At 47.3% G+C, this 21,609-nt stretch carries 15 protein-coding genes; 14 read left to right on the forward strand and 1 reads right to left on the reverse strand.

Going from position 1 to position 21,609, the window contains the following annotated elements; all coding sequences use genetic code 11:
* Window position 1: 1 nt before the first annotated feature.
* The 11 genes from NTZ10_06075 (at window position 2) to NTZ10_06125 (ending at window position 13,313) form a co-directional block, all read left to right on the forward strand.
* Window positions 2-937 carry a sugar ABC transporter permease gene (locus NTZ10_06075; GenBank protein ID MCX5749791.1) on the forward strand — a complete coding sequence of 312 codons (936 nt, stop codon included), beginning with the start codon at window positions 2-4 and terminating at the stop codon, window positions 935-937.
* Window position 938: 1 nt separating this feature from the next.
* Entirely contained in the window at window positions 939-2,744 is a 1,806-nt protein-coding gene (locus tag NTZ10_06080; GenBank protein MCX5749792.1) for an ABC transporter permease subunit, read from the forward strand.
* A 32-nt stretch (window positions 2,745-2,776) separates the two neighbouring features.
* Window positions 2,777-4,417: a glycosyl hydrolase gene (locus NTZ10_06085; GenBank protein ID MCX5749793.1), complete on the forward strand. Its 1,641-nt coding sequence runs from the start codon at window positions 2,777-2,779 to the stop codon at window positions 4,415-4,417.
* Window positions 4,407-5,417, forward strand: coding sequence for a glycosyl hydrolase (locus NTZ10_06090; protein ID MCX5749794.1), 1,011 nt, complete (start codon window positions 4,407-4,409; stop codon window positions 5,415-5,417). Before NTZ10_06085 ends, NTZ10_06090 begins: the two co-directional genes overlap by 11 nt.
* 115 nt (window positions 5,418-5,532) lie before the next feature.
* Window positions 5,533-6,204 carry a hypothetical protein gene (locus NTZ10_06095; GenBank protein MCX5749795.1) on the forward strand — a complete coding sequence of 224 codons (672 nt, stop codon included), beginning with the start codon at window positions 5,533-5,535 and terminating at the stop codon, window positions 6,202-6,204.
* Complete coding sequence (locus tag NTZ10_06100) at window positions 6,201-6,782, forward strand: hypothetical protein (GenBank protein ID MCX5749796.1); 582 nt, start codon at window positions 6,201-6,203, stop codon at window positions 6,780-6,782. Before NTZ10_06095 ends, NTZ10_06100 begins: the two co-directional genes overlap by 4 nt.
* A gap of 102 nt (window positions 6,783-6,884) precedes the next feature.
* Window positions 6,885-7,400 (forward strand): hypothetical protein, encoded by a 516-nt coding sequence (locus tag NTZ10_06105; protein ID MCX5749797.1) that lies wholly within the window; start codon window positions 6,885-6,887, stop codon window positions 7,398-7,400.
* Window positions 7,401-7,434: 34 nt separating this feature from the next.
* Window positions 7,435-7,998, forward strand: a complete 564-nt coding sequence (locus NTZ10_06110) for a hypothetical protein (GenBank protein MCX5749798.1) — start codon at window positions 7,435-7,437, stop codon at window positions 7,996-7,998.
* 23 nt (window positions 7,999-8,021) lie between these two features.
* On the forward strand, window positions 8,022-8,822 hold the full coding sequence (locus tag NTZ10_06115; protein MCX5749799.1) for a hypothetical protein: 801 nt from the start codon (window positions 8,022-8,024) through the stop codon (window positions 8,820-8,822).
* A gap of 34 nt (window positions 8,823-8,856) precedes the next feature.
* The gene (locus NTZ10_06120) at window positions 8,857-11,304 is read left to right on the forward strand and encodes a pilus assembly protein N-terminal domain-containing protein (protein MCX5749800.1); all 2,448 of its coding nucleotides are present in this window, start codon (window positions 8,857-8,859) and stop codon (window positions 11,302-11,304) included.
* A 41-nt stretch (window positions 11,305-11,345) separates the two neighbouring features.
* The gene (locus NTZ10_06125) at window positions 11,346-13,313 is read left to right on the forward strand and encodes a S8 family serine peptidase (GenBank protein MCX5749801.1); all 1,968 of its coding nucleotides are present in this window, start codon (window positions 11,346-11,348) and stop codon (window positions 13,311-13,313) included.
* A 41-nt stretch (window positions 13,314-13,354) separates the two neighbouring features.
* Here the strand turns inward: NTZ10_06125 and NTZ10_06130 are convergent, their stop codons facing one another.
* On the reverse strand, window positions 13,355-17,377 hold the full coding sequence (locus NTZ10_06130) for a hypothetical protein (protein MCX5749802.1): 4,023 nt from the start codon (window positions 17,375-17,377) through the stop codon (window positions 13,355-13,357).
* 191 nt (window positions 17,378-17,568) lie between these two features.
* Between NTZ10_06130 and NTZ10_06135 the strand changes: the two genes are divergently transcribed.
* The 3 genes from NTZ10_06135 to NTZ10_06145 all read left to right on the forward strand — a co-directional run bounded on the left by NTZ10_06135 (window position 17,569) and on the right by NTZ10_06145 (window position 21,537).
* Window positions 17,569-18,708, forward strand: a complete 1,140-nt coding sequence (locus NTZ10_06135) for an ATP-binding protein (GenBank protein MCX5749803.1) — start codon at window positions 17,569-17,571, stop codon at window positions 18,706-18,708.
* A 379-nt stretch (window positions 18,709-19,087) separates the two neighbouring features.
* Window positions 19,088-19,435 carry a hypothetical protein gene (locus NTZ10_06140; protein ID MCX5749804.1) on the forward strand — a complete coding sequence of 116 codons (348 nt, stop codon included), beginning with the start codon at window positions 19,088-19,090 and terminating at the stop codon, window positions 19,433-19,435.
* A 662-nt stretch (window positions 19,436-20,097) separates the two neighbouring features.
* A complete protein-coding gene (locus NTZ10_06145; GenBank protein ID MCX5749805.1) occupies window positions 20,098-21,537 on the forward strand; it encodes an ATP-binding protein in 1,440 nt (479 codons plus the stop codon).
* Window positions 21,538-21,609 lie beyond the last annotated feature (72 nt).

Genomic DNA, 21,609 nt, shown 5'->3' on the forward strand with positions numbered 1-21,609 from the left:
TGTGCAAAAAAATCTCTGGTCGCAGATAGTTAAGTACAGGTTCGCCTATTATTTTATTCTGCCGACTTTCATAGGGATGCTGTTCCTTCACATATTTCCGATATTCCAGGCGATCTACATGTCTTTTCTGAGGCTCAATCAATTCACTTTAAGCCAGTACCTTATGGCGCCTTTCGTGGGCCTTGAGAACTATTATGAGATCATCGTGAACGCGAACAGCCCGATACGCATCGGACTGCTGGAAGCGATCAGGAATACGGTGATCTATACGGTCCTGGTCACCATCGGCACCATAGCGGTCGGCATGGTGGTCGCTCTTATGGTGAACAGAAAGTTCAGAGGAAAAAACATAGTAAGGGCGCTGTTCCTTTTCCCGTGGGTCGTTCCGACATACGTGACCGGCCTTCTGTGGGGGTTCATGTGGCAGAAGGAGATCGGCGTGATAAACATACTGCTTGTAGACTGGCTCCATCTTTTGCCTTCCAAGCCGTTCTGGCTTCTCGGCCCCAACACTTTGTGGGCGATAATAATACCGACGATCTGGCGTTACTGGCCGCTTTCCATGCTCATGCTTCTTGCCGGGATGCAGTCGATACCGGACGAGCTTTACGAAGCGGCGGAGATCGACGGAGCGTCAGCCTGGAAAAAATTCTGGACGATCACTTTTCCGATGCTGAAACCGGTCTGGGCGATATTGATACTTTTCGGTCTTATATACAACACTTATTCTTTCAATATCGTGATAATGATGTTCGGGTTCGGCGCCGGATACCCCGGCGAGTGGGGAGACCTTATGATGACGAACATATTCAGGAATACGTTCCAGCAATGGGCTTTCGGTGTGGGCGCGGCAGCTTCCGTGCTTTTGATGTTCTTTATGATAATAATCGTCAATTTCTGGTTCAGGTTCTATAAAAAATCAGAGGAAATGATGTAAAATGTTCAACTTGCCTTATTACATGAGGCAGCGCATAACAAAAAGAGCTACTGACGTAGTGATGGTAGTCTTTCTGATTATTACCCTTTTTCCTATTTTCTGGATGGTTTTTTCTTCTTTTAAAAGCAATACCGAGATTCTGCTGGGAAAGATCCCTTTCGGCAGGGCGAGCAACGACGCGGTCTACATGGAACAGAGAGGGAAAAGCCTCTTTGTGCTCACAGCCGACGGCGGGCTGAATAAATTTGATATCAGCACAAATGAGCTGATAAAACGCGGGTCCATAAAGTCGATGGCCACGAGCTATATTACGGATGATGTTAATATCTGGGCCGGCTCTTCCGACAAAGGGCTTGTCCAAATTTCCATGGATGACCTTTCAAAAAAGAGACGTTTTGATGCCGATGTCGAAGGGAAAGATATATCAAAAATTGTATCGACATTTCTGCTGCAGGATGAGAATACGATCTATATGGGTTTTCAGCAAAAGGGGGTCGAAAAACTTTACAAATTTGACAAGCCGACAAGGACTTTTTCCGGTACTATTTCTTTCGGCGGGCCTCTCTCCCCGTGCCAGGCGGCTTCGGCGGTGCTCTTCGGGGGACAGATATGGATAGGCACGAACAAGGGGCTGATAGTCTGCGACAAAAAGACCGGACAGTCCGTAAAGACCTATAACGGCAACGATCTTGGTATCCCTCCCGTTGACATCAAAAAAATGGTCCTTTTCAAGGATGAAATACTGCTTTCAACATCTTCGGGGATATTCGGTTTTTCTCCGTCGGCCGGAAAGGTCATAAAGATATACAACCAAGCATCCGGACTTCTGTCGGACAGGGCCAATAACATTCTTACCGACGGGAACAGGATATTTGCAGGGCTCAACAACGGGCTTTCTATAATAGACACTTCTACCGGGAACATTAAAAATATTGAAAGCTTGTTCGTCCCGGTGCAAGGCTCAAACGAAAAAGGTTTCGTGCACGGAGATGTGTTCGGGATGGCAAAAACTGAAAAAGGCATCATGCTCGGGTCAAGCGGCGGAAGGATAAGTTTTCTTGGCGCGAACAACGCGCCGTCGCAGACGTTAAAAGCGGGAGAAGGGCATATCCTTATAAGGTGGAGAAATTATATAGACCTGTGGAAGAATATAAATTTCGCTCTTTATCTCAAGAACTCCATCATAATATGCGGGATAACGATGCTGCTCGCGATGATATTCGCGACTCTCGCGGCTTACTCGCTCGCGAGGTTCGATTTCCCCGGGAACAAATTCTTCAGCATCGGGGTCCTGGCCACCCAGATGATACCGGCGATAATGTATCTCATCCCGATCTATATAATGTTCACAAAATTCACACAATGGACGGGGGTGCCCATGAAAGGGACGTACATGGGCCTGATAATGATATACAGCGCCTTCTTTATCCCGTTCTCGATATGGATACTGAGAGGATTTTTCGCGGCAATACCAGTCGAACTGGAAGAAGCGGCGCGTATCGACGGGGCTTCGCCTTTGCAGGTATTCTGGTATATTGTTCTTCCGCTTGCGGTACCCGGGATAATCGCGACCGGCATATATGTCTTTCTGACGGCTTGGGACGAGCTGATGTTCGCCTGGGTATTATGCAATGCCGACACCATGACGATACCGGTAGGCATAAGATTGTTCGTCGGTAATTACCAGAACAGGTTCGACCTTATGATGGCGGCGGCAACGGTCGCGACGATACCCGTGATGGTGCTGTTCTTCATGCTGCAGAAACATATAGTCAAAGGCCTGACGGCAGGCGCAGTTAAAGGATAAAAGATCAGGGCGCAAATAGAAAGGGGATGATGATGAAGAAATCAGTTCTTGTTTTCATGTCCGCAATTATCTTGTGCGGGGCCGTTTCGGTGGCCTTGGCACAGGATAAGGTCAGCGCAGCCGTTAATCAGGCGTGTTATTTTGGAATATTCAGGCAAGGTGCTCCCGGAAATATGGGCCTCATAAACAGCCTTGAAAAAAAGACAGGGAAAAAATTTTCGGTCATCATGTGGTACCAGGATTGGAGCACGACTTTTAATAAAAGCCTCTGCGACAAGGTAGTCAGGAAAGGTGCAGTGCCGCACATCGTCTGGGAGCCCTGGCTGTGGTCTGACAAAGAAAAGATCAAACTCGGCAATATTTTGGCGGGTGAGTGGGACTCGCATATCAGGCAGTACGCGCAGGATGTGAGAAACTGGGGAAAACCGATCTTTATCAGATGGGGGCATGAGTTCAATATCGAAGGATATCCGTGGTGTGTCGTCAACAACGGCAAAGACCCGAAAAAATATGTTGATGCTTTCAGGCACGTGAAAAACATTTTTAATGAAGAAGGCGCCGACAATGCGATGTTCGTCTGGTGCCCGATGAGGGAATCGTGGCCGCAGGAAAAATGGAATGATATGGAGCTTGCTTATCCCGGGGACGAATATGTCGACTGGATCGGCATAGACGGCTATAACTGGGGCGTCACCCAGCCGTGGAGCCAGTGGCAGAGCTTCAAGGAGCTTTTCAGGGATGTCTCAAGGAGCCTCTGGAGGGCGCACCCGACAAAACCGATAATGATAGCCGAGTTCGCGAGCGCCGACCTGGGCGACGACAAAGCCGGATGGATACTTGATATGAACGAAGAGCTGAAAAAGATGCCCTACATAAAGGCCATTAACTGGTTTGACGAAAAAAAAGAGGCTGACTGGAGGATCGAAAGCACGCCCAAAACTCTGGCAGCTTTTAAAACTCTGATTAAAGACCCGTATTTTACAGCTTCATCAGCTGGGATCGCGGATATTAAACAGGCTTTTAAATTCGGGATAGAAAAGAAAAAAGCTGTTGCAAGGTATGCCTCAACATCCGTTAAGATCGATGCGGATATATCTGACTGGATGACCGATTCATTTATGACGATAGATCAGGAATCCCAAATCCAGGAAGGTGCAAATCTATGGAAAAGTCCTTCAGACCTCAGTGCAAAGGTCTATTTAAAGTGGGACAACGATAACCTTTATATTGCTGCAGATGTTACTGACAAAAACCCGTTGATCAATTCAAAGAAGGGAAAGAATATCTGGAACGGCGATGCAATAGAAATTTGCCTCGGACTTGATAATTATGAAAGATCAAAACTAGGGGACAAAGATTTTCAGATTGGTTTCAGCAGCGGTAACGGTAAACTAGTCAGGCCATCAGTATGGATATGGACCAATTCACTTGCACCAGAAAATGCGGATATTGCAGTAGTGAAGACAATCGGCAAAAACGGTTATATACTTGAGGCAAAATTGCCGTGGGCTGCCATGGGCAGTTTCAGGCCTTCAAACGGTCAGAAGATTGGATTTGACTGTGCTATAGACAGTGCCAGCTTACGCGACAGGGACCTTCAGATGGTATGGAACGGGGATTATTATTTCTACAAGGACCCAGGGGTCTGGGGCGAACTGGAATTTGCCAAATAACAGATCATTCAGTGTCCTTATAATACTGGCCGCATCATTATTTTTGGCCGTACATTCGGGATGCGAGAAATACTCTTCGTCTTCAGATAAGGTCTATGGAAAGATAGCTGCCGACCCTTCAGGTTGTTATATCGGCGCTTTTGTCACCGGCACCACAAACATCTCCGGTTACGAGAGCGATATCGGGACAAAGCTTGCCTGTGTCATGTGGTACATCAATTTTACCCAGGATTTTCCAAAGACGGACTGCGACAGTGTTATTGCCAACGGGAGCATTCCCTGTATAACCTGGGAGCCGTGGAAAGGCGTTATACCGGATGAAAGCTATTCATTGCAGAACATAATTGACGGGGACTTCGATACTTATATAAATTCATGGGCGGTTTCAGCCAAAAATTTTAAGTACCCGATCTTTGTAAGGTTCGCGCACGAGATGAACGGGAACTGGTATCCCTGGGACGGATCGCACAACGGAGGATCGTCAGGCGGACCGGCAAAATATATAAGCGCCTGGAGACATGTCTATACAATATTCCGTGATGCGGGGGCTGAAAATGTCACGTGGGTGTGGGACGTGAATGCTGACAGCGTGCCGGCGGATGACTGGAACAAGGCCGAGAATTATTATCCGGGGGACGCTTATGTCGACTGGATCAGCGTTGACGGCTACAACTGGGGGACTTCATCAGCCGGCACCTCATGGCAGGATTTTGATTCGATATTTCTTTCCGCTTATAATACATTATATGAAGACCATTCCGGAAAGCCTATAATGATCGGGGAAACGGCATCCACCGAAGACGGGGGCAGCAAATCCGACTGGATAAAGGACGCTTTTGATAAATTGAGGACGAAATATGCCGGCATCAAATTATTCAACTGGTTCAATATCGATAAAGAAACGGACTGGAGGATACAATCGAGCGCTTCGGCAAAACAGGCGATGAAAGATGCGATGACAGGGTCTAAATATTTTATAAGCAAAATTCCGCTGAATTAAAGATATATATAAAATGAGTGAAATCCCGCGAAAATACTTTCGATAACTAAATAGAAGCGTATTGACGCTTTATAGATAGGGTGTTATATTTTTCTAAAAAGAAGGGGGTGAACAAATGAAAAAGAGAGTGATGGCGATGATACTGGCAGCAAGTCTTATTGCGGTTTCCGTCTCGGCTGCGGTTGCGTTGAGTTCAAAGCTGATCGACAACTTTGAGAGCAATATCGACTTGAAAAGCCCTGAGTGGTGGCACTTCGGCTATGTTACCGTGTCCGTCGAAAAGAACCCCGCTTTCAGGCCAGGGGACAAAGTGGCCAAAAGCTGCGGCAAGTATTCAATGGTCATAAAAGGAAGCGCGAACGACTGGTACTGCGGCGGCGTCGGCTCCTATATCGGTGTTGATGCGTCAGGCTACTCCGGGATGGAAATGTGCGTGTACGGGTACGGTCCGGGTAGCGGGAAACTGAAAATCGAGCTTTATGACGATGACAAGGGAAGCTGGCAGACGCAGTACGACAGGGACTGGATCCCCTTAAAGGATGATATTTGGAAATTCGAGCAGGACGTCGACTGGAGAGGATGGAAAAAGATCTATATACCATTCTCCAGTTTTGTTGTGTCAAATCCAAAAAGAGGAGATGGAATACTCAATCTTGACCAGAACAAAGGCTCAGGCGGACTTCTGCAGGTGCAGTTCATCCTGATAGCCAGTTCAAAAGACGGAGAGGCAAATATTAGAATGGATAATGTATCGCTTGTAACAAGGAGCGAGGAATCAGAGGAATGAGGATATCGACCAAGGTACGAAAAGTCTTTATTTTTTCCCTGCTGTGCGCAGCGGCAATGACAGTCGCCTGTCAGGCGGCCACGGTCACGCTGGGCGGAAATGTAAGCGTTAAAGTATCCGGCGTTTTTACGCTGTCGATAGACACGTCTTCAGTAGATTTTGGATCTTCAAGGCCGGGAGACTGGAAAGAGGTCCCTTCAACATCTGGATACGCGGATGCCGTTGTGTGCAAATCAAATACCGGAAGCGCCTGGTATTTAAAAATAAAGGCAAGCGGACCTCTTTCCTCCGGTTCAAATTCAATACCCCTGGCAAATTTCGGCTGGATGTCCTCTTATGCGGGCAGCAAGAACACCCCGTATAATAATTTGAGCTCCGGTCTGACGCACCAGCCGGCAGAGGGATATCAGGCTTTTACAGGTTCGGACCAGGGAGTCTACACATCGGGCCCGGCAGATAACAACAGCATGCCTAACGGAACGGAGGTACAGTTCAAATACAGCGTACAAGTACCGGATAACCCGTCGCAGCTGGCAGGCACGTACACTACGACCGTGACGTATACGATGACGGAATAGCAGTAAGCAGTAAGCTGTAAGCGGTAAGCTTAAAGAAAAAAACTTTGGCTTAAAGCTTAAAACTTAAGTCTTAAAGCTATAAATAATAGGAGGGAAATAAAGATGAAAAAATTATTGTGTCTGATCGCGGTCGCGGTGATCCTGACAGGAGGTATAAGCTTTGCGCTTTCTTCAACCCAGCAGTCGACCTTCACGGTGACTGTCAGCTCGATATTCGAGCTGAGCATAGACCAGGGAATGATCGATTTTGGGAGGATGAAGCCAGGAGAGGTGAAATGGAACATCCCTCCTTCCGGGGTGACCGTCACGGCTAAGACGAACAGCGGAAAATCATGGTTTCTCAAAGTATCTGCGAGCAATCCTTTTTCTTACGGTTCGTACATGATCCCGTATTCAAAGTTTGTCTGGACAGGCTGGACCGACGGGGCGGGAAGATGGTACGGGACCGGAAACAATATCATGACACCGACGCCGTCGCTGGTATATGCGAGCGCTCTAGGCGAAGAAAATAACCTGCCCAGCGGCACGAACAATCATTTCAAGTTCAAATTGTCTGTGCCCGAAAACCAGTCTCCGGGCGTTTACACGACGACGGTAAAGTTCACGATGACGGAATGATCAACTGATGATGTGCGTTGGTTGGAATAATATGATGAAAAAATTAATATTAATAGGTTTTTTGATAACTATACTTAGCGGGGCTTCAAATGCCCTGACTATGACATTGAGCGACAATACTCTTGATTTTGGGACGATGACGCTCGGCGAGTGGAAAGAGATATCGGCGGGAGGGGGTTTTCACAACAGGCTTTCGGTGGTCTCGGACAACGGGAACGTGTGGAGGGTCTATATCAAGGCTGACCAGGAACTAATAAATACAACCATGCCCACCGTGACTATACCTAATTCAGCTTTCAAGTGGATGTCCACGTATGCGGGAAATCAAAATGCAAACAATGAAAACTTCAGCGCAGGTCTATATCATCAGGCGGGAGACGGATATGTGCCTTTCACCCTTGTGAACGAGCTGGTCTATACATCAGGAGTAAAAACCGTATTTGATCCCGCCGACCCTTCAAAAACAACATATGTTGTAAATGATAACAATAATCTTCCGTTCGGCACAGAGATCCAGTTTAAATACGGCATCGGTATGCCGGACAACCAGACGGCAGGCACGTATACGACGACGGTAACAATTACGGTAACACAGTAGGAAGTAAAAAGGAGGATATAGATTTGAAAAAGGTATTTTTAGCCATCGCAGGTTTAGTATTTCTTGCGCAGATAGCGTCCGCCTTTTCAATTAATGTTGATCCGCCGAGCATCTGGGAAACGATGGGCCCCGGGAGCAGCAGGTCCGGCAAGATCATGGTGGAGAACAGGGGAAGCGGCGATATCGTGGTGAACGCTTATACGGAAGACTGGGTATTTTTAAAAGACCGGAGCAAGGAATTTAAAAAAGCGGGAACGACCCGGTATTCTTGCGCTAACTGGATAGTGCTTTACCCGACAAATTTTATCCTGGGCTCCGGGAAGACACAGGAAGTCAAATACACGATCTCTATGCCGTCAACGGCGCAGGGCGGGTATTACTCCGTGATATTTTTTGAGTCCAGGCTCGACAGCCGGGCATCTACAAAAAGGTCTAACGTCATCCTTTTGGGAAGGATAGGCTCGATCGTTTACGCGGAAACGCAGGGGGCCTCCAGGAAAGCAGCCGCGATAACAAATCTTTCTTTCAAGAAACTTTCAGCCAAGAAACCGTATGAAGCTATTTTTACCGTGGCAAATGAAGGCAACTCGGCCGTTTCCCCGGAAGGCAGCATCATAATAACCGACGACAGCGCGAGACTGTACGCGAAGATAGACATAAAAAAATTCTATGTGCTCCAGGGCGAAAGGATCCCGGTGAAGGCTTACTGGGCGGGCGCGCTTCCCGAAGGGGAATACAGCGTGATAGCCACGCTCGATCTAGGGACAAAGACGCCAGTGACCGGTGTCTGCAAGCTCGTTGTCGGAGGCAGCAAAAGAAAGTAAGGCCGATGTAACGTGATGGAAGCCCATTATTATGATGAAAAAATATATATTAACTATATTGTTATGCTGTTTATTCCCGGCGGTCCTGCTTGCCCCGTCATTTGCTAAAAGCACAACTTATGTTAATCTCTCTCCCGTCGAGGAAAAGACGTTCGTCACGGGAAACCTTTACAAGGTCCTGAGCGCCAATCCCGACATCGCGCAGGCGGTCAAAATAAGTTCGACATCTTTCAAAATAATCGGCGGAGGTCCCGGCTCTACTTTTGTATATCTCTTCGGCAGCGACGGTTATGTCAACACTATTAAAGTCGTCGTGGAGAGAAGGTCCGCCTTAGACAGCGCGGCTGCCATCGAAGGGCAGGGAAGGACTTATTCGCCGTTGAAGTTCAACTATATGTTCATGTCATACGGCGGGAGCTCCAACTCGCAGTATGCAAATAACAGGTGGGCGTACAACGGTTCAATAAACCAAATAAAGATGGCCGGTGACACCCCGCTCGGGAAAACAGATTCTTATATCCAGTACGAAAGCTACAATTTCAAATACGGCGTGACACAGATGTTATTTAACATCAAGGACGACAAAAATTATGTGGCGTTCGGCGATAACACGGCAAATTTTTCTGATATAACCCTTCCCTACATCCATTATCAGGGATTGTATCTGCAATCCAAACTTTCCGACCTGTTAGAGGTCAAGGTGGCAGGCGGAGCAAGAGGCAACGGATACTGGGGGAAAGAAGTGAGGAACGACACGAGACCCGTACAGTCATTTTTGGGGGCGGACGTCATGTTGAAGCCGACCGCGAATTTCAACGTAAATGTCAACGCTGTCATGTCCACGGCAGAGGCTTCGGCCGCGAGCCCGACGATATTTGGCATCGGCGCGAGATATAATCCGTTCAGCCAGGTGACCCTTGCCGGCGAGTACGCAAGCCAGTCGGAGCTGAAAGCGTGGCAGGCAAAGGCGATATATAATTGGTCAAACCTTTATCTAAGCGGCACGTACAGGAATGTTCCAGCGAATTTCCAGACTCCGGTGGACACGGTGAGCATGAGGGGGATCGAGGGGCTATTCCTTTCGGGCACTTACAGGCCGCTCTCATTTGTGCGTTTGAGCGCGGACGGCAGCAGGTATAAAAACTCTTATCTCCAGGATGCCGGCAGCAACACTTATAACAAGGACATGAGAGGCGAGATCGAACTTACTCTGGCGCCCAACAGCAGGTTTTTGTATTCGCCGTGGATGCAGGACCACAGGGCTTATACCAGCGGCGGTCTGGCAGAGGGCGCCATTTCCCAGCTTTCCCTCGGGTTTAAGTTCATCGGGTCTGACGTTGTGTACTTTAAATACGAGCCGACAAAATATTCTTTTTCAAGTTCGTCGGAATCTAATTACCAGAACGATAAATCTTCTGTCGGACTGCAGATGGGCCTGACCGAAACGCTCGGGATGAATTTTGAAAAAGAATGGGATGTTAAGACATACCTGGCGAATTCCTCCGTGGAGAACAACGGTTTTTTCAAAATAACGCTGAACTATGATTCAAAGATCGGTAAAACGCCGTTCTACACCGTTGTCAACTCGAACTATTACACCGGGACCGAGAACAACGGCAACGTGACCGAGATATGGGCGGATGTCGAACTGGGTTACCAGCCGGATGAAGATACCAAGATCTATATCAGGGGCAAGACAGCCGATTACAGCGGCACCGGCTCCAACCTGACCGACAGGAATGAAAAACATATCAATGTCGGGCTAAAGACAGCGTTCCTTTCGGATATCGCGTGGAACGGATACGGGGATATACAGGGTTGCGTGTTCATCGATTCAAACGGCGACGGCATCAAGAATGACAGCGAGGCGGGACTTGCGGGCGTGAAAGTATCGATCGCCGGCGTGACCGTCATCACGAACGGCCAGGGGCTCTATATTATCAAAGCCGTAAGGGCAGGGCAGGCCAGCGTAATGATGGATCAGGCTTCGACCGGACAGGGGTATATTTTAACTTCTCAAAACCCGCAGGTCTTACAGCTGGCGGCAGGCAGGACGATGAAGGCTGATTTCGGCCTGATATCAAAGTCGTCCGTCACCGGCAGAGCGTTCAAAGATATGAATAAGAGCGGAAAGTTTGACGGGAAAGATATCCCGGCCGCCGGCATAGGCATTGTGTTTGACGGCAGCACGTATCCTACAGCTGCCGACGGGACCTACGTGATATACGATGTCAAAGAAGGCAGGCATTCCTTGAATATAAATATTGATTCCCTGCCGCAGAACTTTGTGCCGGCCGTTCCCGTCAATAATACGGTCGATGTCAAGAGAGGCGAAACATATAAATTCAATGTCGCCCTCAAAGGCCCGGACATTGCGCAGAAGAAAGCCATTAAAAGTAAAAAACTAAAAAATATCCGGCCCAAGGTAAAAAAGGCCAAGCATTCAAAGAAAAAAACAGCATTGGGCCGGCCGGCCCGTTAATTTGTGCCGGCATTGTAATTTTGTTATACTAAAAAGCAGTTATGAAAAAATTTATAGCTGTCTTTTTTGTTCTCCCCCTTCTCACGGCAAGCCTGTTCGCGGCTCAGGTAGACCCCCAACTTATAGATAGGATCAGGACAGCTTCTTCGTCCGAAAAGATCTCGGCGATCGTCTTTATGAAACAGCCGGCGGGTATTTCGATGATGCCGCAGGATGCCGCTTCAAGGGTAATGCTCCTGAAGAATATCTCAAGGAACTCGCAGAAAGATGTGACCGAGTTCCTCGTCAGGGAAAGAACCGGGAAGCGTGTCAGGGCGTTCAATTCCCTGTGGAGCATCAATTGCATCGCGGTGTCCGCCGATACAAAGACCATAAAAGAACTTTCGGGTAGAAGCGATATAGAAAAGATCATCCTCAACAGAAAATTTTCCCTTCCCAAAGAGCCGGTAACGACAGTCCCGCTGGGCACGAGGACTTCTTCCGGGACTATCGAGCCTAATATCAGCCAGATAAGAGCGGATGCGGTATGGACGACGTTCGGGAATAAAGGCAATGGCGTGAAGATAGGCATCGCTGATACCGGATGTCTTGTCACGCATCCCGACCTTTCCGCAAGGATATTAAAGTCCGCGACATTTGACGATCTCGGGACCAAGACAAGCGATACAGCAAACGATGTGGATGGCCACGGCACGCATGTCGCGGGCATAACGGCAGGCGGGAATGCTTCGGGCCCGTATATCGGTGTCGCGCCCTCGGCCTCGCTTTTGATAGCCAAAGTATTTGATGATGCGGGCAACGCTTCATACGCCCAGGTGGCGGGAGGGGTGGAGTGGCTTATTACAAATGAGGCAAAAGTCATAAATCTGTCTCTCGGAGCTTCAAAAGGGGACGCGGATTCATTCTGGAACACTGAGGTAGAAAGATGGAATACCCTTCTCGGAGTGATCGTTGTAGGAGCGATAGGAAATTACGGACCGGAAGCAGGAACGACCACAAGCCCGGCAAACTGCCCGAGTGCGTTAAGCGCGGGAGCGGTAGATCCAAATGACCTGATATGCGATTTCAGCTCGCGCGGTCCGATCATATGGGGCACCACGACATATTCAAAGCCGGATATCAGTGCACCCGGAAAAGCAATAGTATCTTCGTATAAGGACGGTGCGTATACGGCCATGAGCGGGACTTCGATGGCATCGCCGCACATAGCCGGAGTCGTAGCATTGATGTTGTCAGCGAACAGCACTCTCAGCCCTTCTTCCGTCAAGAGGATAATTAAAGAAACGGCTTCCCAAAGATCCGATGTCCCGTCATATCCCAATTATGACTACGGCAGCGGCAGGGCAGACGCTTATGCGGCTGTAGTAGCCGCCATGAAACCGGACACCGATGCGCCGGTTATAACGCATACACCGGTGACAAGTTCGAAGTTCGGTACCGTGATCACCATAACGGCAAAAGTGACCGACGAGACGACATTGATCCCGACAGCCAACCTGACCTGCAGGAATCTTTACAATGTCTGGACGACATCAGCGATGTCCGCGGAGACCGGTTCTTCGGACTATTCTGCAGTTATCCAAGCTTCGGACGTGAAAAGCAATGTTGATTATTATATCTCTGCTTCGGACGCGGCAGGGAACACATCGACATCTCCTTCCGGAGCCCCGGCATCATACAACACGATCTCGATCGTCTCCCGTGAATCCATGTCTATCTCGGACAGTCAGACGTGCCCCAACCCCTTCGCTCCGGGATCTTCAAGCATGACCCTTTCGTATTATCTTTCCAAAACGGCCGATGTCACCGTCAGGATATATTCCATGTCCGGGGAGGTGATGAAAGCATTCAGCCGGACAGGAGTGTTGGGATATAACGGCCTCACCTGGGACGGGATGCTCGAAAACGGCGAGACCGCGGCGAACGGGGTCTACCTGTACCAGATAATCGCAAAGGATACTTCCGGAGGATTCAGCACCGCGAAGGGAAAGATTATTGTTTTGAAATAACTCACCCCCTTCCCCTCTCTTGACAAGAGAGGCGGGGTGAGTTAAAAGTTGATCGTCCCCTCGAACGTCATCATATTTGCCCTGAAATTATTTGAAGATATAAGGTAGTCCGTATAGTCGACCTCCTTGTATGTCGCCGAAAGCACGATGCTCGACAATATCAGGCTTTCCTGAGGGAGGGTGATGTTGAAGGAATAGCTGTTCGTCACCTTAAGTATGTCAAGGTTTGTGACGACCCCGGCCTGCACTTCGCCTTTGTTCCTTTCCTGCTGCCAGTTGTAGACAAGGCTCCCCCAGCTAAATATCTTCAGGGTGGTCTGCGCGTCTAAATTTTCTTTCGGGCGTTCCGCGTTCAAAATAAGGTCTTTTGTCGTCTTCATCGCATAATTCCCGGAAAAGCTGAGGATCGATACCGGGGAAAAACTCAGGCCGTATTTTAATGTGGTGTTTTCGGTCTTAGTGGTTATAATCCCGTCGCTGGTATTGTTGTTATAATCCTCGATTATATAGTCCGAATTCAGCGTGAACAAGCCGAAAGGAGTGATGCTGCCGTTGAAGTTCTTTGTCTCCGAGTTGAGATCGGTTATTATTTCGGAGCTCCCGCTCGGCGCGGAAGACTGACGTTCCTGCGTATCCCACCTCGAACCCAGCTTGAGAAAAGAAAATGGAGTGAAGTCTACGGAAACATTCTTTGCCACGCCCTTACTCCTTGTCCCGGCCTCCTGCAGGGATTTGTCGTCGGATCTGCCGTAGGCAAGTGACAGGACGGAAAATGGCGTGAACCTGACAGAATAGTTGTCTTTTTCTGTATTTGGGTTTTCCTGGTCTGCCTGGACGCTTAATGTTTCGGTACGGTTCTTATCATACGTGGCCGAAAGGTTGCTGAGCGGATCAAGGACGACATTATAGGATTCGTTCTTTGTAAAGACTTTGGCCAGTGTCAGGGCATTCAGCTGGTCGTGCTGGATCAGTCTTGCCCTTGTCGAGAATTTCTTCAGAAATCCGAAAGTGAGGTCCCAGTCCGCATTGTACGTGCTGTCGCGCGAGATCTCGCAGTAGGTCACTCCCTCGCTGGTATGATTTTTTGGTTCGCTGTACTGGAACTCATACCCAAGCCCCAGCCTTTTTGCCACGTTGAGCGTGTTAGCGGTATGGAAAAATCCGACGGTAGAGCCGGAGTCGTCGAGAAAGTTGGTCGTCTCGCTCTTGGAGAAATCCTCCCTGTTGGTGAAAGCCACGTATTTCGAATCAACGCTCTTTGGGACGACGGAAAAAGCGAGCGAGTTCGTGATGTTGTTTGACTGATGCGTTGTCGATCCCGGCAGGATGTCGTCCATGACCTTGTAATTCCTGAAGTTCATGTTAATCTGGACAAGGCCTTTAGGATTCACGCCGATACCTATGTTCCTGTCGGTATTCCAGGTGTAATAGCCCGTGTACGTGCCGATCTGGCTCTTGGTCTCGAGTATGCTTGAGGCTACGGACAGAGATTCCCCGGAACTGTACCCGAGATCGATCCTTTTCTGCTGGCTTCCGGTGCCGATATTGGTGGATTCGAAAGGAGTATAATCGGCATTGATCTCTTTGATGTAAGCACCGACCGAGAACGGCCCGGCTTTTGTGGCCGCATTGACCCTGTATGCGGCGCCGGTCTTGACGGTAGACCCTGTTGATATTCCGGACGACGACTGGTAATCGTACTGTATGACCATCGTATCCGCAGGTTTTATCGTGAGATAATAGAAACTCAGCTGGCCGCTCTGATAGTTCATAAAATAGTCGACGTCCTTGTTCATCTGGAAATTGTTCAAAAAGACCTTTTCCGAGCCCTCTATGATATTGTTGTGCGACAGGCTGTACGGTCCGCGGGTGTTGTTCCCGATGATCGTGTCCTGTGTTGATTCCGACATTATCACCTGGTCGGTCCTGCTGATGCCGACCGCCGCGTCGATCACGGTGTCGGGTCCGATCGTGATATTCGTGTTCACGCCAGTCACGTCGTGGTTGATGTCGCTGTCCTGGACAGACGCGCTCGCGGGTATGTAATAGAACGTTATGTCGAACTTCTTCTGGTTAGGGAACGGATCGTTAAAAGTTATGTAGGGAGTGTACGGGAAGTTGTAGTTTATCTTGTATTTGCCGTCCGCTACTTCTCTCGAGCTGTTACGCGTAAATGTATCGATGACGGAACTGCCGTCAGTCCTGACCTGCATGTTGGTATCGGTCGCCGGCACTACGGAGTTGATGCTCGTCAGATAATAAGGTCCCGTACTCCCGTTGCCGCGGCCGCTGAATTTTCCGTAAATACTTTTCTTGTAAACATAGTTGACCGCTATATCCGCTGACGCGTCAAGCGTGGATGTGAATTTTAATGTGCCTGTCGCATAGCCGTCGCTCGCATCGTCTTTATCGTTCAGATAAGGCATATGAAGGCCTATTGCTTCTGAAGTCGGCACGTAGAAATCAGCGAAAGGGGTACCGTTCACGGTCACGGATACCGTCTGTGACGGGTCAAGAGGGAAATGCTTCAGGTTGAGAAGATTGTTCGTTATCTCGCTTCCTTTTCTGGCTTCGACAAGAGTGGCTGTTGCGGCGGCGGAGCCTTTTTTGGCGGACTCTTTCAGATATGTGGCCCCCAAAGTGAATGAGCTTTTGCTCGGGGGGACCAAAGCATCAGTATGTATCACAAAGGAATAGGAAGCGTTTATTTTTGAGGCGGCATTTATTTTTGTGTTAAAAGTTATTTTTCCGGAATTATAATCTATCGTGTAATCCAGGCCCCTGAAGTTCTTCTTGCCGTCCACCTCGATGCGCTCGGAGTTCTTTACGACAGGATATTCGGTCATCTCATACGGCCCCTTGCTGTCGATCCCTGATATGACCTCGGATTCGCCCGAGACGTTGTAATAGCTGTATTTTACAGAAAGAGTATCATCGCTTGTGGGCATGTCTTCCAGCATGGCTGTTATAGTCCCGTAAGTATAATCTATGACATAGTCCTCGTATTTTTTCAGGAGCGTCCCTTTGTGATAGACAGATTCCGAATACTCTACCACGGGAAAATGCTTCAGCCGGTACAATCCCATGGCTTCTTCGCTGATAAAAGACGGTCTCACGAACTCCGGTTTAAGCGTTTCAGCGGATGAAGGTGCCGCTTCCGTGGAAGTCAGATAACCGGATTCTCCGGTGGCGGGGACGACGACCGGTCCGGCATCCGAATAAGAAAATGACGTCGGGAATTCATCGTTTGCTTCATATGATATCGGCATAGACGGTATGACCTCGGCTTTTTCAAAGAACATCCTTTTAGACGTGTAAGATCCCTGGACGCCGAAAAAGTCGCGTTTTGACACCGTGGGAAAGAACAGGTCAAAAAGGTTGGTGAATTCGTAAGTGTACGTGAACTGGTCGGCGGCTGTCAGTATCCTGGCAAAAGTTATCTTGCCCTCAAAGTAATCGATCGTGTAATCGGTCCCCCTTGTGAGCGGGATATTGTTCAGGAGGATCTTTTCAGAACTCTCAAGGATCGATCCGTGACCGAGGCTGTAAGGGCCCCTTGTATTGTTGCCGATCACGGTGCTGATCGGCTGGTTGTTGCTTTTGAGCTTTGTTGACGGGACCAGGGTGAAAGTGTAATTATCTCCGGACGAGGTCAGCATCACGCCGTTCAGGTACTTTGTCGCCGAAACGAATTCGTTGCCAGAAAAACTTGCAGTGAAATCGCCGAATGTCAGCTCCGTGTTGTCGTATTTCACCTTAACATCAGATACCTGGGGCGTATCGGGCTCCTGTAAAATATTATATGAGACCCCGAGATGATCGTTCAGCTTGCTGTCTATCTTCAAGGTCAGTCTTTCCTGCCACTGCCCCGCGAGGGCGTTCTGCGACTGGCCTCCGAGCTGGGTGAGGGCGATGAAATAGTTCGACATCGGTTCCGCCTGGACCCTGTAGTACGACCATTTCTTAAAGCCGGATATATCGAACTGGGGATAGGTATCCGCGAACACACCACTTATAAGGACCGCCAGCGTGACGGCCAGCACAGCTATGAACGCGCGTTTCATTTTCAATCAATTTTAGCAGTAATGATATATATTGGCAATATAAAATATTTTGCTTGACGCAATCCTTGGCGCAAACTTGGCGGGAAAAGGTGTGGGCCAGCGATTAGTCAGATTGACAATTCAAAGCGCGTGGCGTAAAATAGGGGATTGAATCACTAAATTACGCTAATTGGAATTTAAAGGAGTGAGGAATGTTTAAAAGACTTTTAACTGAAAAGATAAAAAGGAAAATGTTCAAGGGAAAGGCGATAATTATAACCGGCGCCAGACAAACCGGAAAAACAACATTATCTATTAACCTGATCAAGGGATCGGAATATTCAGGAACGGTTAGAGCCTTTAATTGCGATAACCCGACTGACAGAGAGATGCTTTCGGACAAGGATTTTGAGTTCCTTGATCAGCTTATCGGGGATTCGAAGATCATCTTTATTGACGAGGGTCAGAAGGTCGAGACGATAGGGCAGACGTTGAAACTGCTTTGCGACCGCTATAAAAAGAAAAAACAAATAATCGTGACCGGATCATCGAGCATTAATTTGTTGGACAGCACACAAGAGGCTTTGACAGGCAGGAAGCATGTATATACACTTTTCCCTTTAAGCCTCGAAGAAATAAAAGCAGCCGGAGGCCAGCTGGCAGTTATCAAACAACTGGAACAACTATTGGTGTTCGGCAGTTATCCGGAAATACAGCTCCAGCGCTCGTTCAGGGACAAGATCGATCTTTTGAAAGAGCTTTCATCAAGCTACCTGTACAAAGATATCCTGGAATTCCAGCAGGTGAAGAACGCAAACATTCTGGGAAAGCTCATTAAGGCTCTTGCTCTTCAGATAGGATCGGAAGTCTCGTATAATGAGCTTTCGAACCTGATCGAGATCGACAAGAAAACAATAGAAAGATATATAGATCTTCTCGAAAAGAACTATGTTGTGTTCAGGCTTCCACCTTACACAAAAAACAAGAGGAGAGAGATCTCCCGTCATAAAAAGGTGTACTTTTATGATCTGGGCATAAGGAACGCAGTCATAAACAATTTTAATTTTCTGGACAGCCGCAGCGATGCCGGCGCTCTATGGGAAAATCTCATGGTCGTTGAGCGGCTCAAGTACAGGAGCTATCATGAAATATACGCAAGCCAGTATTTCTGGAGAACTTATGACGGCAGCGAGGTCGATCTGGTCGAGGAAAGGCAGGACAAGCTGTACGGCTATGAGTTCAAATGGGGGACAAGCAATAAAAAACCAAGACCGCCCGCAAAATGGGCGCAGTATCAGAACAGCTCTTATCAGCTTGTCGGAAGAAAAGACATTTCCGGGTTTGTAATGTAGGAACTCTGAACGCCATTCTCCCGCCCCAACCTCCATACCATTCCAAAAACAATGCTGTCTTCATTTTGCGTATTTCGAGAAAAAACTAAGTTCGAGATTGACACAATCCTTGGCGCAAACTTGATGGGAACTGGAGGCCGGACAATTATGCACAAGAAATTAACCTAACATTTTTCCAATGCTGTAACGGTGCAAAAATTATGGACAACTTTATATATATGTGATAAACTTTACCCTGAAAACTAAAAGAAAACCATTTTTAAATTGAGAAAAGGAGTGTATCATGTCAAAAGAGTTTATATTCGAAAAGACAATATATCTTTGCGACACAAACGCTTTCGGGAATGCATATTTTTCGAAATATTTTGAATGGCAGGGTATGGCAAGAGAGGCTTTTTTTAGAGTTATCATGCCGGATCCTTTTTATTTGATGAATACGGGGACAAAACTAATTACAAAACGAGCGGCAGTGGAATACAAGCACGAAGTTTATCTCTATGATGATATTGAGATCGGCATAAAAGTAGGGGCTGTAAAACCGGCAAGCTCAGAACTGATATTTAATTATCGAAGAAAAAAAGATAATTTATTGTTTGCATTAGGTTATCAGGCCATATTATTTGCAGATAAAAATGGCGAGCCGATCAAAATACCAAAGGAGATCGTTGAAAAAGCAAGGCCTTATACAGATGAAGTGAAATATGTATTAGGGAAAATATTTAAATAACGTGTATGAATGTCTATATTATCCCGCCATTAATTAGCTCTTTACTTTTTGCGATTATTGGACTATTTGTTTTACGGAATAATGCCAAATCAAAGATAAATGTCGCATTTTTTCTGGCTTGTTTATCCACTTTTTGGTGGCAATTCTCATGGGTATTCCTCTTCTCTACTTCAAATGAACAATTAGCTTCGATACTGGTGAGATTGGGCTATTCAGGAATAATCCTAATTCCCATCACTTTGTATCATTTTTTTGTGGAGTTCATTAAAGCAGATAATGAAAAAAAATACGTTAAATTATCGTATCTGATCGGTATAATATTCCTTTATTTTAATTGGTTTACAAATTATTTTATTCAGGGCTATTATGTTTATTTCTGGGGATTTTATCCAAAAGCGAATTATCTGCATCTGGTTTATCTATTAATGTTGACAATATTAGACTTAAGGGCAATATATTTACTTTACAAGAAAATGATTACAGAACAAATTAGTTCAATAAAGAGAGAGCAGATAAAATACGTGCTTTTATCCTTGATTTTCTACACGTTTGCAGCCTCAGATTTTCTAGTGAACTATGGCGTAGAATATTATCCTTTTGGTTTTATTCCAATACTTTTTACATTTGCAACGATTTCCTATGCCATCACCCGCTACCGCCTCATGGATATCAACGTCATCATACGCAAAGGTCTGATCTTTTCCGCGATAACATTGGTTTTCTCCGTGCTTTACATGTCGATCATCTACGGTTCCGAATACCTGCTTAAGCCGATAGTCCCGTTCAATATAATGTGGATCACGCTTCCCGCGATATTCGTCCTCGCGCTGTTCTTCCAGCCGATCAGCGAAAAGGTCCAGGGATTCATAGAGAGAAATATTTTTAGAAAGCAGTATTTGGCCGATAGGATAGCTAAAAAATTCTCTAACGGCATAAAGGAGCTGATGAACATAGATGACCTGGCGACATTTATCACAAGGGCCGCGGTAAAAGTATTTAAACTGAAAGGCTCCGCAATATTTGTCATCAGTGAAAAAGACGGGAAATACCTGTGCCTCGATTCAAGAGGCTCTTTTGGCAGATACAAAGGCTCATTCTTTCCGGCTGAGGCCATAATTATTGCGGAAATGCGATCGTCGAAAAAAGCGATCGTGAAAGAAGAAATAAGGCTTAAGATGGAACAGGCAACAGGCAGTGAAAAAGGCCATTACAAGAGGATAATGGAGAGGTTTGAGGAACTCGATTCCTTCATCCTGGTCCCTAGCATATCCTCCAAAAGAGGCGGAGAGGTGGTAGGTTTTCTGATCGGCGGAGAAAAGGAGAGCGGCGACATGTTCTCGGCGGAGGATATCTCGCTCCTAGAGACATTTTCAAGTCAGGCTTCCGTCAGCATCGAGAACGCGCTCATGTACCAGGCGCAGGTGGATGAGATAGAGCAGTCGATCAAAAAAGGAAGGATGTCGGAGCTTGGCTCGACAGCGGCGGGCGTCGCGCACGAAGCGAAGAACGCGCTTAACTATATCAACCTGTTCGCGCAGGTGCTTCACCTCAAAAAGGATGATAAAGAATTCTTGAAGAGCGCATCGCAAAGCTTTGAGTCAGAGACAGAGAGGATGAGGATACTGATGGAAGGAGTTGTTGACTATTCAAACCCGACGGCAATAGAGATAAAAGAAGAGAGTTTAAAGAAGATCATAGATGAAACTGTAATCCTCGTGAGGGACCACGCGAAGGGAAAGAATATCGCGATAGAAATAAATGTCGATGAAAATGCGACGATAAAAGTAGACCGGAACAGCATAAAACAGGTATTCCTGAACCTCTTCCTAAACGCGCTTGATGCGATGCAGAAGGATGGCAAGCTGGCGGTAAAGGCAGAAACCGGGGCCGAACAATTATTTATAAGCATCTCCGATACCGGCTGCGGCATACCCGAAGCAAAGCTCCAAAAGATATTTGAGCCCTTCTTTACCACGAAAGAGCAGGGCACAGGCCTCGGTCTTGCTATCGTGAAGAAGGCGGTTGAAGCTAATAGGGGGCAATTATCTGTTGAAAGCAGGGTGGGGGCGGGGACAACGTTCAAATTGGCGTTCGCATTATAGTGTTTCCTTGCCTCATAAAAATATTAGACAACATTCTATATATATGATAAACTTACTCTAAAATAAAATGGC

It is taken from the genome of Candidatus Saganbacteria bacterium (assembly GCA_026387835.1).
Taxonomy (GTDB): Bacteria; Margulisbacteria; WOR-1; order JAKLHX01; family JAKLHX01; genus JAPLKZ01.

What these genes read in the sequence shown, in the direction of transcription:
- NTZ10_06080 (MCX5749792.1), top strand. Translation starts at nt 939, where the DNA reads ATGTTCAACTTGCCTTATTACATGAGGCAGCGCATAACAAAAAGAGCT.
- NTZ10_06105 (MCX5749797.1), top strand. Translation starts at nt 6,885, where the DNA reads ATGAAAAAATTATTGTGTCTGATCGCGGTCGCGGTGATCCTGACAGGA.
- NTZ10_06130 (MCX5749802.1), bottom strand. Translation starts at nt 17,377, where the DNA reads ATGAAACGCGCGTTCATAGCTGTGCTGGCCGTCACGCTGGCGGTCCTT.
- NTZ10_06125 (MCX5749801.1), top strand. Translation starts at nt 11,346, where the DNA reads ATGAAAAAATTTATAGCTGTCTTTTTTGTTCTCCCCCTTCTCACGGCA.
- NTZ10_06085 (MCX5749793.1), top strand. Translation starts at nt 2,777, where the DNA reads ATGAAGAAATCAGTTCTTGTTTTCATGTCCGCAATTATCTTGTGCGGG.
- NTZ10_06095 (MCX5749795.1), top strand. Translation starts at nt 5,533, where the DNA reads ATGAAAAAGAGAGTGATGGCGATGATACTGGCAGCAAGTCTTATTGCG.
- NTZ10_06100 (MCX5749796.1), top strand. Translation starts at nt 6,201, where the DNA reads ATGAGGATATCGACCAAGGTACGAAAAGTCTTTATTTTTTCCCTGCTG.
- NTZ10_06140 (MCX5749804.1), top strand. Translation starts at nt 19,088, where the DNA reads ATGGCAAGAGAGGCTTTTTTTAGAGTTATCATGCCGGATCCTTTTTAT.
- NTZ10_06135 (MCX5749803.1), top strand. Translation starts at nt 17,569, where the DNA reads ATGTTTAAAAGACTTTTAACTGAAAAGATAAAAAGGAAAATGTTCAAG.
- NTZ10_06145 (MCX5749805.1), top strand. Translation starts at nt 20,098, where the DNA reads ATGGATATCAACGTCATCATACGCAAAGGTCTGATCTTTTCCGCGATA.
- NTZ10_06110 (MCX5749798.1), top strand. Translation starts at nt 7,435, where the DNA reads ATGAAAAAATTAATATTAATAGGTTTTTTGATAACTATACTTAGCGGG.
- NTZ10_06120 (MCX5749800.1), top strand. Translation starts at nt 8,857, where the DNA reads ATGAAAAAATATATATTAACTATATTGTTATGCTGTTTATTCCCGGCG.